This window comes from Deltaproteobacteria bacterium, from assembly GCA_015233135.1.
Taxonomy (GTDB): domain Bacteria; phylum UBA10199; class UBA10199; order JADFYH01; family JADFYH01; genus JADFYH01.
This window is the reverse complement of sequence record JADFYH010000023.1, coordinates 10863-25674: the sequence shown is the minus strand read 5'-3', so window position 1 is coordinate 25674 and position 14812 is coordinate 10863. Positions and strand designations below refer to the sequence as shown.

Genomic DNA, 14812 nt, shown 5'->3' with positions numbered 1-14812 from the left:
ATGAAAATCGGAGTACTACTCAAACAAGTCCCGGATACCGAAACCAAGATTCGGATCAAGGCCGATGCCTCTGGCATTGAAACCGATGGTGTTAAATTTATCGTGAGTCCTTACGATGAATATGCAATCGAAGAAGCGATTAAAACGAAAGAAAAAAATGCGGGCAGTGAAGTGATTGCTATTTCCATGGGACCTGCACGGGCTGTGGATTCCATCCGGACTGCCTTGGCCATGGGTGCGGATAAAGGGGTTCATATTGATGACGAAGGTCAGGCCTTAGACAGTTATGTCACTGCAAAAGTTTTGGCGGGAGTTATCAAAGAACAGGGATTGGAAGTGATCTTCACCGGGAAACAGGCCATTGATGCGGACATGGGGCAGGTGAGTCAGTCCATTGCCGAATTTCTCGATTGGCCTCAAGTGACCATTTTGGAAAAAATTGAATTTGTCGCTGGAAAGGCCATTGCCACCCGGCGGGTGAGTGGAGGCGCAAAAGAAATTTACGATGTGGCATTGCCTGCTCTCTTTGCCTGCGAAAAAGGGCTTAACACCCCTCGCTATGCCTCTTTGCCGAATATCATGAAGGCAAAGAGCAAACCCATTCAGAGTTTGAAAGTGTCTGCGCTGAAAGGGGATGCCTCGGCAAAGGTGTTGTGTTCCAACTATCGTTTACCTCCTGAGAAGGCCCCTGGAAAGATTATTCCGGGTGAGGCGGAGGCCGCGGTGAAGGAGTTGGTGAAGCTTTTGAGGGAAGAAGCGAAGGTAATATAATTAATGTTTTTTACATACTCACCTCCTCTTAAGCTAAGAGGAGGTCGGGAGGAGTTATGGTCACTTTGAATCAAATTGCCATAACGCCCCCTAGCCCCCTCTTAGCTTAAGAGGGGGGAACTAAGGAAGGAAATACTATGAGTAGCATTTTAGTCTTTGCAGAACATCAAGAAGGTAAAATTAAAAAAACAGCCTTTGAACTTTTAACCAAGGCCAAAGAGCTGGCCTCAAAAACAGGTGGATCCGTGGAAGCTGTGCTTGTCGGAAATGGTTTGGATGCCTTGGCAAATGATCTTGCCAGCTATGGTGCAAAAAAAGTGTATTTGTTGGAAAACGCCGCCTTGAGTCAGTACAACACCTTGGCGTTTACTAAGGCTTTGGCAGATCTGGTGGCCCAGGCCAAGCCGGATATCCTGCTTGGATCAGCCTCTCCCGTGGCCAAGGATTTCATGCCTCGCCTGGCGGCCCGTTTAAATACCGGCCTTGCCTCCGATACGGTTCAATTGAGCATTGGCGGCGATGGCAAATTAGTGGCTACTCACCCGATCTATTCCGGTAAGGCCTTGGTCGATGTGAAAATTACAAGTTTGCCTCAAATCGCCTTGGTGCGTGCAAACTCGTTTGGTGTGGGTGCCCCTGAAGCAGCTGCCACGGCTGAAGTGCAAAAAATAAGTGTGGAGTTGGCAGCCCTTCGTGCCCCCATGAAGGAAATGGTGAAAGGCGCTACGGATAAAGTCGATTTAACCGAGGCCGAAATCATCGTGTCGGGTGGACGTGCCATGAAGGCCGCTGAGAACTTTAAAATTCTTCAAGATCTGGCCGATGTCATTGGAGCCAGTGTGGGTGCCTCTCGCGCAGCGGTGGATTCCGGTTTTGCACCACAAGATATGCAAGTGGGTCAAACCGGTAAAGTGGTCAATCCAAAACTCTACATCGCCTGCGGAATTTCTGGAGCGATTCAACATTTGGCAGGAATGCGTACTTCGAAAATCATCGTGGCGATCAACAAAGACCCCGAAGCGCCTTTGTTTCAAAAGGCCGATTACGGCATCGTAGGGGATTTATTTCAGGTGGTGCCTTTGCTGACGACGGAATTTAAAAAATTACTGGCGGATTCATAAAAAATTCTTCCGCTAAAAGGATGGAATTCCTCCCTTTGAAAAAGGGAGGTCAGGAGGGATTTTCATAACAGAGCAGTACCCTTAAGGGAGGTATGTCTATTGTAAAATCCCCCTGCATCCCCCTTTTTCAAAGGGGGAAAAGGGCTTCATGTCGGGTCTACAGACCTCAACCTATGTACACTTCTGGTGATTCCGTTTCCATTTTAGCTTCTGAAAAATCTAAAAAACTTAGTAAGTCTTAACAAATATTAAATGATTGCTTCGGCATGATCTTTGCTTTGTACTAATTGCTAAGAAGCCAGATATTAAATTTGGTTTTTTTAGTTACTAAAGGAGTTTAACCAATAACCAAAATTTAGGAGAATAAAATGGATCCAATAAAAACCCCAGGTACTCCGGTTGAATTTACCACACGACATACTAGCCACGATACTATAACTGTCCAAGGCACAGTGGTTAATGGTCAATGCCGTGAGCAGGGTGTTCCAGTTCACCGCACATCTTATACTTTTATTCCTAATCGATAGAAGACAGCCTGTCGTAAGGACTCCTATTCAAGATCCAGGTTATGTATGTGTTAATAGATCTTTATTAACGATAATAAATGGACGTTAAAATCCATTTTATTAAGAAATAATTCCCGACTTTGACACCAGATTTTAATAAACACCCGCAAATGCAGTCTGGGTATGTGGTGTGATTTTAAAACATCAAAAATGTAGTGAACAATATTTTCCTTTCTCTATTTTTTTATTTTCACTGGCATGTACTTTTGTTACTTGTCTGTCGTGTATATCCGAACCACCACAAATGCTGCCGGTCAAAGCTATTACCATCTTGTAGAATCGTATCGAGAAGACGGTAAAGTCAGACAGCGCACCCTCATGTCTCTTGGCCGTGCGGGCGAAGATCGTATGGACGAGGTGATTTCTGCCATTGGTAAACACAAAGATGTTTTAACCCTGATGGATCTCGCTAAAAATATTTCTGTGTCAGATACTTTTATTCTTGGCCCGCTTTTAGTTTTAGAACGCATGTTTAGGGCCAGTGGTATCGATAAAGTTCTTTTGAAAATTGCTGCTAAACATCCCAAGCTAGGCTTTGATTTTAAAAAATTGATTTTTACCATGGTGGCCTCGCGCTTTGTTAAACCTGGATCTAAACTCAAGATTTACGAACACTGGCAAAATCGCTTTTATCCTGAGATGCTTGTGGGAGATACGGAGTTGCATCAACTCTACCGTGCTTTGGGTATTTTATCGGAACACAAAGAAGAAATTGAGCTGGATTTATTCTGGCAGGATAGGGATCTTTTAAGTCACGAAGTGGATGTGGTGCTCTATGATCTCACGACCCTACGCTTTGAAAGCACCGAAGCCACAGGCCTCCGTCAGTTTGGGTATTCCAAAGAAAGACGCAGTGATTGTACGCAAGTTGTTTTTGGATTGCTTTTAAAACCGGATGGGATTGGTCTGCCCAGCAATCGTAATATCGCTCTTGCCTTGAAATTCGATGAGCGAATTAATCATTCCACTTACATCAAACACGATGGTACGGGGAAGTGTGTCAGATTTTGAATCAATTCCATACTGCAAGGAACCTGCACCTGCAGTATTGAGATTGGTCACATGATAGACATCCCCTCCACGACCTCCCGTGGCAAAGGCACCAAAACCAACGGCTTCAGGGAAGGCCTTTAATCCTGAAGGAGAAGGCGTGGGCGGGGGAGTTGGAGTAGGAACAGGGGTTGGAGTAGGAGCTGGCGTAGGGGTCGGAGTTGGAGCGGGAGGAGGTGTCGTTCCGCCGCTGCTTCCTGTCACCGTGAGTTCCATCGGCTGATCGATCACCACAGTTCCTGCAGTCGCACGCAGTATGAAAGTATAATATCCAGAGACTGCAGAGGAACCAATGCTATACGTCACCGTAGGATTGATTCCCGAGTCAACAGTCACAGGATTTGGATTGACTACTGCCGTAAGCCCGCTGCTTGCTGACAAACCCACAATTTCAAACTGCACGGAATGTTGATTACCATACCAATCCATGGTGAGGGTATCGCTCCAAGTGTCACCAATCGCTTTTGAGAAATCGCGTTGTAAATAGAATTGGAAATAAGAACCAGGAGTCGTATCCACTGGGACAGGGGCAGGAGTTGGTGTTGGTGTTGGAACTGGAGTCGGTGTAGGGACTGGGGCTGCCGTCACCGTGAGGCCCATCAATACGCTGTCCGTCAAGGTGCCTCCTACTGCACTCACAGTTATAGAATAATCTCCAGGTGCTGCAGAAGAATCCACCGCAACGGTCAGAACACTCGAAGTGTCGCTGATTGAAGCGGGGTTAAAACTTGCAGTGACTCCCGCAGGAAGACCCGCGATTGAAAGATCCACCGCAGCCGTATAGTTCACTCGAGTAATGGAAAGGGTGGCATCGGCAGAAGTGCCCTGGGTAATATTGAGAGAAGGAGAATTGGAAGACAAGGCAATGCTGGGCAAGGGTAAAATATTCAAATTTAAAGGAGCTGACTTTAAGCGTCCGTTGAGGGAGGCATTCACACTCAAAGGAATAGAAATCGCCGTAGAATTGGCATTGGTGGCCGCATGAAATACCAAGGTTCCGGCACTTGAACCATCTGCTATGCTTAAAGCATCTACCGTAACACCGGCAGGCAAGGCCCCCACGGTGATATTGGCTGCCCCAGTGAGTGCAGCTGCGCTATTCAAATTGCGATTAAGATTGACGCTCACATTTTGCGTGGCTCCCGCCTGAAGATCAAGGGAAGTAGATCCTAAACTGAGAGAATAATCTATTCCACGCAGTGTTAAATTTAAAGTGGGGCTGCTGGGCACATTGCTTGACTGGACATTAACTGTCGCTAGATAATTTTGCGCGGCGGCGGGGGCAGAACTTGTCACACCAAAGGTACAAGAGGCTCCTGCCGCAAGAGTTTTCCCACTACAATTGTTATTCTGAAGCTGAAACTGGCTGGCATTACTTCCTGCCAAACTTAAAGTAAGCGTATTGGCTAAAACGGTACTGCTGTTTCTTAGTGTAAAAGATTGACTTGATGGAGCTACTCCCAGCACCGAGGTGTAGGTAGCTGAAGAAGCAGAAAGGCTCAGTGCAGCGTTAGATGCGGCGGCTTGCACATTGATACTAAAAGGCTGACTACTGACAGAACTTCCCAAGGTTGCTCTTAGAGATGGATTTTGAGTACCCAAAGGCGCAGTAGCCGTGGCTGTAAATGTGACACTCCCTGTATTGCCGGTGATTGGACTGGGGCTTGTTACTGCCGTGATGCCAGTTGCCCCTATGAGTTGAAAATACGCGGGACTTGTATTTCCATACCTATCGATGGAGATACTGGTTGTAAAACTTTGCCCGCGCTTCAAATTGAAGTCGCGCTTTCCCGCGTACCAGTCTGCATGAGCTACCCCCACCCAGGCAGTGGACGCCATAAGTGCTATCCAGAAGGATAGACCTTTCCCCCTCTTTAAAAATGACATAGCCCCCCCTATCCAAAAAAACCAGATGAGAAAAAGTGTGAAAAGGCAGGCATTAAAATTCACGCAGAAGTCGAGGAGAAGAATCTTTCAACGTAAATGAAAGACCAAAGAAGCTTCCGCCCGATCAACTCCGGAGACTTTTCCTTCTCTTTCACATCCAGTTTTTTGATAATGATTTTTTCCGCTCGCCCTAACAGGGGTTTAGGTGGGCAAAAAACATTCCCATTAAACTTGTTAAGAGATGCCAAGGAAAGTTGAAAAGAGAGGGGATTTTTCTTTTAGAAAAAGGCAATTTTTACCCAGGGGGGTGTCAAAAAAAAGCCCCGATTTTCATCGGGGCTTTTTTATCACAAAGCGCTCGCCATCGACGACTACCAACTGGCAATATTGCACAAGGCATCTGTGGAAGATCCACGAGCAACCACCTGATTATTCAATTCTTCCAGATACATCTCGATATTAGTATATCCTTCACTAGAAAGATTAATTCCGTTATGATCGTCCACCGCAGGATTCAAACCATGACGAATTTCCCAAATATCGGGCATGCCGTCATTGTCTGTATCTGCAGGATAGGCGCAGGAACTGCTCAAGGTATTAAAAGCATCTAGAAGAGGGCCAGAACTAGGAGGTGCAGAAGGAGTTGCAGCAACACTATTGATATCTTGACTGAGATAACTGACCAAACGTTGATCCATAGGATCCCGAGGGAAAGGGCCCACATTATTTTGCATATATCCTGTCACTTGTTGGGCAGGAATATAAGTAACACTGGGATACGCAAACGCAGCAGAGGCATTTGCATGGCCAATTCCAATCAAACACGCAATACCGGCATCAAAGAAATCGTCTTGATAGAATAAACCATTGCGGCTTTCATTTTGGAAATCATAGCCCAACATGGCGTTATCGGAGCCCGTACGCGCTTTCATGTAATTGCCTACCCAATTGAGATCGACAAAGAAAGAAGGACCGGTAGCCGCACAATCGTTACCCGCATTGGTTCCAGTGCAGCGGTTATACCAGATAGGGTCCACATTAGGATCAAACAGCAGGTTATTGGACAACTCGAGTTGCAAACGTTTTCCGCTGCAGTTGGTGGTTCCCAAACGACCATCTGCATTTTCTTCGCAGCTGATTTCAGGCAAACGGCCACGAATACGATTCCACATGTTGTGGTGGATGGAGAGTCTGTTCAAATCCTGAACCGTGGTCGAATAATTGATCAACATTCCATCCCAATAATGATCCGACAAAGATTCGGCGAGGATACTGTTTTGGACCGTAATATCGGATGAACGAGAAAGCTGGAAAGATTCATCGCTCGCACGTTCAAAAGACATATGATCGAGCACTATATTTTTTACACCATCTAAACGAATTGAATCGTCATTCACATAACCGCTTGCAGCTCTTTCCCCTGCTGCAGGTCGCGAATGCAAATGGCGTAAGATGATGTTTTGGCAACCAGGATTGGTTTCATAAACATTATCGAAAATAATGCCACGAGTAATAATCCCTGTAGGAGAAGTTTGACCCGCGACGGTTTTATTTCCGTAATGACATTCTAACGAAGCATCAATAATTCCACCTACAGTAAAGACAATGTATGCAGGGCCAGGCAAATCAAAACAATCTTGCAGAGAACCTGGACCACTGTTGTTTAAGTTGCTGACCTTACAAACCGTTCCTCCACGGCCTCCAGTGGTAGACACTGCACCAAAACCTTCCGCACTGGGAAAGGCTTTTAGACCTGTAGCTGCAGGAGCAGTGACAGACAAACTGACTGCTACTGTACGGCTAATGCCTGCAGCGGAGGCTTGAATGTTTAGACTCGAAGAAGCCACCGTCGCGCTAGAAGCCACATTCACGGTGCAAGTAGAGCTGTTGGATGTTGTAGCGGGGCAAGAAACAGTCACTCCGCTGGGAACTCCACTCACTGTAAAAGCTACAGAATCAGGCAGGTTGGTTCTGGCAACATTCAATGCAAAACTCCCACTGTTGCCCTGTCCAAGCGAAAGAGAAGTTGGGCTTGCACTCAAAGTAAAGTTCGCAGGCACAGCATTCACGGTAATGCTCAGAGGAACACTTTGAGTGATGCCCCCACTCACTGCATTCAGGGTGGCCGCAAAAGTTCCCACTGTAGCAGAGGCACTTGGAGTTAAACTGAGGCTACTGGTATTGCCTGTGCTAGAGGCAGGGCTAAAGCTTGCAGTCACTCCACCGGGATAACCCGTCAGCGATAAGGCCACAGCATTTGTAAAATTTGTGCGGGTGATATTAACCGCAACACTGAATGCAGCCTGACCTTGAATTAAAGTCACACTCACAGGAGAAGCAGTCACTGCAAAGCTCCCAGGAGTTTGTACACTGAGGTTCAAATTGGCTGTACGTGTAATCGTTCCCCCCACTGCTTGTATTGCTATCGTGAAACTGCCTGCTGCTGCCGCAGTAGAAGCGCTTAAAGTTAAAGTGCTGCTATTTGCGGTGGTATTGTTGGCACTGAAAGCAGCGCTCACCCCTACAGGCAGTCCAGTGACAGAAAAGGCAACTGGGTTAGTAAAGCTGCTTCGAGAAAGAGTGATGTTGCTGGAAGCAGACTGGCCTTGTACTTCTGAGAGAGAAGCAGAGGACAAAGCCAGGGTGAAGGTACTTGCAGCTGTGCCAGTGACATTCAGACTAAAACTTTGTCTATAAGTACTAGTACCCACTTTACCCGTTAACACTAGATTCTGATTTCCTGTGCTTGCCGTGGCAGAAGCAGAAAAAGTAACGCGACTATTAATGTCTGCGTTACTCGTAATATTGATGGCTGGAACCGCGGCTGTAATTCCATTTCCCCCTGTTAGAGTAAAAGTCACCGGGCCCGTAGACCCATAGGGAATAATCTGTATCGCGCTGCTCGCTGTCCCCCCTCTGGCAATATTTAAACTTCGGTTTGTTGCATAATATTCCATGGCTTGGGCATTTCTTACCCAAGTGGTGGAAACGCCTCCGAATAGCCCTAAGGCTATCCAAAAGGACAAAGTCCTTATTCTTTTTCGAAATAGCATAGCCCCCCCTTAATTCAAAAAGTGAATGAGAAAAAATAACATGAAAAGAAAAGAAATAAAATTCTCTACAGAAGTCGAGGGGAAGGATCTTTCAGTAATACATAAAGATCGAAGAAACTTCACCTAGCATCTTCTGGAACTTTTCAGTCTCTTTCACATCCAGTTTTTTAATAATGATTTTTTCCGTTCGCCCTAACAGGGGTTTAGGTGTGCAAAATACATTCCCGTTAAACTTGTCAAAGGATGCCAGAAAAAGTTAAAAGAAAGGATGATTTTTCTCTTAGAAAGAGACAACTTTTACCCAGGGGGGATGTCAGAAATTTTACAAATTTATTGTTTCGATGTTGAGAAGGGTCTCAACGAATAATTAAAAATCTTTGTCAACTTTGATGTTATCTAACAATCGATCAAGATCTTCTTTATATCCCAAATCTTCCATCACATCATCAAAATCATCCCGGGAAAAGAAGGGCGTGGTCGTCCCTTCGAAATCGAGGGGATCGGCATCTACTGAACGTTTTTGTACCGTCTTTGCGTCGGGATTTCGCTTTAAGATACTGTCTACATAGCGTTCTAGGGCCTTCGCCGATTTTTTCTTTTTTTCAGCCTGAATCTTGGACCAATTTTTGAGGTAGTGAAAACGGCAAAAACCCTCTGTCGTCTGGGCATTTGAACACTTGTTTTCTTTGCAGATTTTTATTTTTGGGGACATAGAAAAAGTTTGAAGGATATAGCCAAGTCAAAAAATCTTGGCAATCAAAAAGCTGTAAAAGCTTTCATTTCTCAGGTTTTTATTACGTACTGCGTCAAAACCGATTATTCCTCAATACCAAAATTTTTCATAATATTTTCAAATTTCTCTTTTTTACGTTTACTCTCGGCAGATTCCTCTTCCAAACTTTTTCGGAGTTCGGGCGAAATAGCTTCTTTGGTTTTCTTGTTTAAAAAAAACTGCTCGCGCAGGCGCAAGCGAAGGACCCAGAAGAAAAGACCCAGGATGCTTAGGATAAAAATGAGGAGTTCAAACCATTTCATTAAATTAATCCCCTTCTATCACTTTTAACAATTCCATTTTAATTCTTTTTAATTTTTCAGATTCCATAATTTTCTGACCAAAAATATCTTTCACATAAAACACGTCGGCCACTTGATCAACCTTGGTGGAAATTTTTGAAACATCCACGTACAAGCCTAGACTGGAGAGGGCCGTTAGTATTTGATACAAGATCCCCACCCGGTCGTTGGCGTAGATTTCGATGATGGTATAGTAGGCGGACACATCGTTATCGATCTCAATGCGAGTGGGCAGATTGCGAGCTACTTTTTTGGTGAGCCATGAAGGTCTTTTGCGTTGTTCAATAAGATCCGAAATCCGCAATCGACCCTCAAAGATATCGAGTAAATCTTTTTTCAGCAGATCCCAACGCCGATGTTCGCTGAGCATTTGCCCCTGAATATCCGTGAAACGCAGGCTAATTAAGGCCCAGCCGTTTTTGGATATATATTGTTTGGCTTCCAGAATATTCAAATTGTTTACCGCCAGCACTCCCGTGGTTTTGGCGAGTAAACCTGGGGTGGAAGAAGCATGCAGTAAAAGCTCATTCATATTTTCATCTTTGAGTTCAGTGATCTGAATCAAAATATGACCTAGGCCCACTTCTTCAATCTGCTTCAAATGGCTGGCAATTTCAGCAGGGCTGTGAGCCAAGAAGTATTTAATGGGCATCTGATCCAGAAAATCACGTTTAACGCTGCTGTCTACGTGATTTCCCAAAGCAGCCACCACTTCGTCTCGCACCTCCAACATCATTTTTTCAGCCCGCTCTTTGGTAAAATTCCCCGATTCCAAAACCTGTTTCGTTCGCTGGTAGAGTTGCGTCAGCAAACTCCCCTTCCAGGGAGTCCACACCTCGGGCCCCACTGCGCGGATGTCCGCCCAGGTAAGCAGAAATAGCATATTGAGGTTGTCCATGTGCTGCATCGACCTGGCGAACTGAATAATGAGATTGCTGTCGCCCAGATCGCGGCGTTGGGAAAGATGGGGCATCAGCAAATGACTCTTCACCAGAAACTCAACCGTTTCACATTCCTTGTCGTCGTAGCCCATGCGCTGTGCCGCTCGATGCGCCATCTCCGCGCCCACTATCGAATGATTTTTTCCGCGACCTTTTCCCACATCGTGAAAAAAAGTCCCCAAGGCCAGCAAGTCAGGACGAGGGGTTTGCAGCAGCACGTCTTTAAAGAGGGGAAACTCTTCATCATAGGCCCCTTCCAGCAATTTCGTCAGTTCGTAAACCGCAACAATGGAATGGGTATCCACGGTATAGATATGATACACATCGTGCTGCACACGATAGAGCACCTCGCCAAATTCGGGGATCAGTCGGTCGAGCAAGCGGACATCGTGCATGAGGGTAAGAATACGACCCAAGCCTCGAATGTGCCCAAAAAGTTCCCGTATCCTTTCCTGCACTTCCGCTTTTTTAAGATATTCTTCATCTACCAAAGTCACATTGAGGGTCAGCAGGCGGAGACATTCTTCATCGAGGGCCAGATTTTCTCTCTGTGCAATCAAAAAAACATTCAGCAGATTGAGCGGATTTTTTTCAAACACATCCTGTTTGAGCGGGACAATTCTTCCTTCGAGGCGACCAAAATATTCATCAAAATGTTCTGTGCTTTTCTTCTGGATAATCTTCAATCTTTTTTCGGGAGCTTGAATAAGCAGAGAGATGGCCAAACTGGTGATGCGCTTGATGTTGGCCGCATGATGATAATAGCACTGCATGAATTTTTCGACGGCCAGCACTCCCCCACTCTCTTCAAAACCAAATTCCCTGGCAATTTGCTCCTGCAAAGGAAAAGTAAGCTGGTCACTTTTTTTCTGAACCCTGAAATGGATGGCATTGCGAAGCCTCCATAAAAAATTTCTGGCGCTGATCAGTTCGTTAAAAGAACCTTCTGTCAAGATCCCCGCCATGACAAAATCTTCCAGATGTCTGAAGCTCGAAAGCGCTAGCCCAATCCAAAGCAGGGTTTGATAATCACGCAAGCCCCCTTCCCCTTCCTTCAAATTAGGTTCTAGGATATAAACTGAGGCCCCATATTTTTGATGCCGTTCCAGCATTTCCTTACGTTTAGCTTCTGCAAAAATCCGGGTATTATTTTTGGAAGCAAGTTCTTCACCCAGCAGCAGAATTAATTTTTGAGCCGTTTCCTGGTTTCCAGCCAAATAACGCTGATCCAAATAACTGGTGAAAGTAACGACATCCCCACGCATGATTTTCTGGCAATCTTTGAGGCTGCGGGTGGCAGAACCCACTTCGAGTTTTATATCCCAAAGCACATACAGAATCGCATCGGTGAGATAATTGACATATTCATCCGGAGCATCCGGATAAACAAAAAGCAAATCCACATCCGAATGCAAATTCATTTCGGAGCGGCCATAGCCCCCCAAGGCAAAGAGGGCGCACTTTCGGGGATGTTTGGGATGAGTTTCCTGAAAAAGCCAATCCGCGCGTTCAAACAAGGTTAAAATCAAATCATCCATGTAAAGCGAGGCCAAGCGAACCAAAAAATCACTGGAATAAGCTTCCAGCTCCATCTTCCTCAAGGTTTCCTGGCAGTGTTCGCGATATTCACGCGCCGATTCTACCGCACTTTCCCCAATCTTAAAGGGAATACGATAGACAGACAGGTCTTCCGAGACTTCGTGTAAAAGATGGATGGCCTCTTTTTTAAAGGCCGCGAATTTTCTTTTGAAAAGCATAGAGTATCTGCAAAGCCTCCAAGGGAGTTAAATGATCGATTTGTAAATTTTCTATCTCCTTGATAAGCGGATTTTCTTCTCGCGTAAAGAGAGGCATCTGGAGACTTTCGCTGGCAGGAGTGGGTTGAGGAGGATTTTTTTCACTGAGCTGCTTTAAAATTTCCTCGGCTCGACCAATTACTTTTTTGGGAATCCCTGCCAGCGACGCGACTTTGACCCCATAGCTTTGTGAAGTGCCCCCGGGTACTAACTGATACAAAAACAGAATTTCGCCCTTCCATTCCTTCACCGCAATGTGAAAATTTTGAAGGGCTTTTTTTTCATCCGCAAGCTGGATGAGCTCATGATAATGGGTGGCAAACAAGGCCTTGGCCTTCACCACATCGTGCAGATATTCTGCCACAGACCAGGCCACCGACAAACCATCGTAGGTAGAAGTGCCCCGGCCAATCTCATCCAAAATGATTAAACTTTTAGAAGTTGCAGTAGCCAAAATATGCGCGGTCTCTTCCATCTCCACCCAGAAAGTGGATTGATTTTTCGAAAGATTATCCGAAGCCCCAATGCGCGTAAAAATTCTGTCGAGTAAACTGAGCCGGCAAGATCTTGCGGGCACGTAAGACCCCATGTGAGCCAGCATGGCAATGACTGCGGTTTGACGAAGAATCGTCGATTTGCCGGCCATGTTGGGGCCGGTGATGAGCATCAGACGGCAAGTATCTCCATTTAATAATACATCGTTGGGCACAAAACGATTGCTGGGAAACAACTTTTCTAATACCGGATGACGACCTTCGATAATGTTTAATTCTTCGGAACTTACAAAATCAGGACAGCAATAATTATTTTCTTTCGCCACAGCTGAAAGCGAAAGCAGGGCATCCATCTCGGCAATTTTACGGGCCATTTTAGAGACTTTAGAAGCTTGAGTTGCAAGCTGAGTCCTCAGTTGGCTAAACAATTCATATTCCAGCACACGAATACGTCCTTCGGCGCCTAATACTTTTTCTTCATAAGATTTGAGTTCGGGAGTGATGTAACGCTCAGCATTCACCAGGGTTTGTTTGCGGATATAACGTGCAGGCACTTGATCGCGCTTGGTGTTGGAAATTTCGATGTAATAGCCGAACACCCGGTTGTAACGAATTTTGAGAGAACTTATTCCCGACCTCTGCTTTTCCTCTTCTTCCATTTTCGCCAGATGCCCTTTTCCATCTCTTTCAATGGCGCGCAGTTCATCCAACTCTGCATGTACCCCGTCGCGAATCAAGCCCCCTTCACGCAAGGTAAGAGGGGCATCTTCTCTCAATAGATTGAGGATATTCGAACTCAAATCCTTCAAATTTTCCCAATCGGCAAGCAGGCCTTGAAAAAAGGCAGAGTGAAAATGTGAAATATTTTCTTGAATTTGAGGAAGCAGCTCCAGACTTTTTCCAACGGCATAGACATCCCTCGCATTAGCAATGCCAGTGGCCATGCGGCTATTTTGACGTTCCAAGTCGATCACTTGAGCCAGCAGGCCCGACAGCGGCTCCGATAAAAAGGAGTTTTCTAAAAGTTCCGCAATCGCTTGCTGACGCTGAAGAATTGCCGCAATGGAATTGAGCGGATATAAAATCCAACTCTTCAATTTCCGTGCTCCCATTGAGGTTTTGGTGTTGTCCAGCACCTGAAAGAGAGTGCCCCAGGTACCACCTTCTTGCAAATTGCGCACGAGTTCCAGACTACGAACCGTGGTGGCATCCAGCACCAGATGCCCTTGTTCTTTCACCCAATGGATTTCATGCAGATGATTCACACTGCTTTTGAGGGCCTCCTGAATATAAGCCAGCAAGCGCAACGCTGCCCGCTGAGCCAGAGGAGACACCTGTTCAAGGCCCAAGGCCTTCCAACATTTTTGAAACTCGTCAGAAAATTGATTGATAATTTTACTCGAATCGAGTTCTGCCGCATAAGTTTGCAGCACACAGTGAGGAAGAATATTTTTCAGATTTTTCAGAAAAGGATGTTCCAGGTCTTGAAGGGCCACAATGATTTCTTTGGGTGCACGAAGGGGAAGCTCAGACTGCAAGGCCTCCAGAGTTTGAAAATAAGCCACGCCCATTTCACCGGTAGAAATATCCACAAAAGAAAAACCAATCTGATCTTGATGAAAACTGAGAGAGGCCAAATAATTATTACCACGCGCATCCAGCGACTCGGCCTCCAAGACAAGCCCAGGGCTAATCACACGCACCACTTCTCGGCGTACAATTCCTTTGGCGCTCGAGGGATCTTCCATCTGCTCACAAATGGCCACCTTGAGTCCTGCTTGAACCAATCGAGCAATATAAGAAGAAGCCGCATGATAAGGAACACCACACATGGGCACCGCATTTTCATCGCCCTTGTTGCGACTGGTGAGCGCAATTTCCAAGATAGCCGAGGCCTTGTGGGCATCTTCAAAAAACATTTCGTAGAAATCACCCATGCGAAAAAACAGAATGGCATCCTGGTGTTGCTGCTTCAGCTCCAAATACTGGCGTAGCATGGGGGTGAGATTCACACTGGGTTTGGCTTCAATTTCTTGCATGGAGGGACTCTATGCAGCCG

At 45.8% G+C, this 14812-nt stretch carries 8 protein-coding genes; 2 read left to right on the top strand and 6 right to left on the bottom strand.

Annotation, left to right across the window (positions count from 1 at the left end; all coding sequences use genetic code 11):
* Window positions 1-771, top strand: a complete 771-nt coding sequence (locus HQM15_08325) for an electron transfer flavoprotein subunit beta/FixA family protein (GenBank protein MBF0492771.1) — start codon at window positions 1-3, stop codon at window positions 769-771.
* Window positions 772-908: 137 nt separating this feature from the next.
* Window positions 909-1892: an electron transfer flavoprotein subunit alpha/FixB family protein gene (locus HQM15_08320; protein ID MBF0492770.1), complete on the top strand. Its 984-nt coding sequence runs from the start codon at window positions 909-911 to the stop codon at window positions 1890-1892.
* Between the two features lie 1451 nt (window positions 1893-3343).
* Here HQM15_08320 and HQM15_08315 read toward each other — a convergent pair.
* The 6 genes from HQM15_08315 to mutS form a co-directional block, all read right to left on the bottom strand.
* The gene (locus HQM15_08315; protein ID MBF0492769.1) at window positions 3344-5347 is read right to left on the bottom strand and encodes a hypothetical protein; all 2004 of its coding nucleotides are present in this window, start codon (window positions 5345-5347) and stop codon (window positions 3344-3346) included.
* Window positions 5348-5766: 419 nt separating this feature from the next.
* A complete protein-coding gene (locus HQM15_08310) occupies window positions 5767-8448 on the bottom strand; it encodes a hypothetical protein (GenBank protein MBF0492768.1) in 2682 nt (893 codons plus the stop codon).
* Window positions 8449-8815: 367 nt separating this feature from the next.
* Window positions 8816-9160, bottom strand: coding sequence for a hypothetical protein (locus tag HQM15_08305; protein MBF0492767.1), 345 nt, complete (start codon window positions 9158-9160; stop codon window positions 8816-8818).
* 104 nt (window positions 9161-9264) lie between these two features.
* Window positions 9265-9483, bottom strand: a complete 219-nt coding sequence (locus HQM15_08300) for a hypothetical protein (GenBank protein ID MBF0492766.1) — start codon at window positions 9481-9483, stop codon at window positions 9265-9267.
* Window positions 9484-9487: 4 nt separating this feature from the next.
* Window positions 9488-12220, bottom strand: a complete 2733-nt coding sequence (glnD, locus tag HQM15_08295) for a [protein-PII] uridylyltransferase (GenBank protein MBF0492765.1) — start codon at window positions 12218-12220, stop codon at window positions 9488-9490.
* Window positions 12189-14792: a DNA mismatch repair protein MutS gene (gene mutS, locus HQM15_08290; protein ID MBF0492764.1), complete on the bottom strand. Its 2604-nt coding sequence runs from the start codon at window positions 14790-14792 to the stop codon at window positions 12189-12191. Before mutS ends, glnD begins: the two co-directional genes overlap by 32 nt.
* Window positions 14793-14812 lie beyond the last annotated feature (20 nt).

Coding starts and splice junctions, on each gene's coding strand:
- HQM15_08325 (MBF0492771.1), top strand. CDS start 1: ATGAAAATCGGAGTACTACTCAAACAAGTCCCGGATACCGAAACCAAG.
- HQM15_08320 (MBF0492770.1), top strand. CDS start 909: ATGAGTAGCATTTTAGTCTTTGCAGAACATCAAGAAGGTAAAATTAAA.
- HQM15_08315 (MBF0492769.1), bottom strand. CDS start 5,347: ATGGCGTCCACTGCCTGGGTGGGGGTAGCTCATGCAGACTGGTACGCG.
- HQM15_08310 (MBF0492768.1), bottom strand. CDS start 8,448: ATGCTATTTCGAAAAAGAATAAGGACTTTGTCCTTTTGGATAGCCTTA.
- HQM15_08305 (MBF0492767.1), bottom strand. CDS start 9,160: ATGTCCCCAAAAATAAAAATCTGCAAAGAAAACAAGTGTTCAAATGCC.
- HQM15_08300 (MBF0492766.1), bottom strand. CDS start 9,483: ATGAAATGGTTTGAACTCCTCATTTTTATCCTAAGCATCCTGGGTCTT.
- glnD (MBF0492765.1), bottom strand. CDS start 12,220: ATGCTTTTCAAAAGAAAATTCGCGGCCTTTAAAAAAGAGGCCATCCAT.
- mutS (MBF0492764.1), bottom strand. CDS start 14,792: ATGCAAGAAATTGAAGCCAAACCCAGTGTGAATCTCACCCCCATGCTA.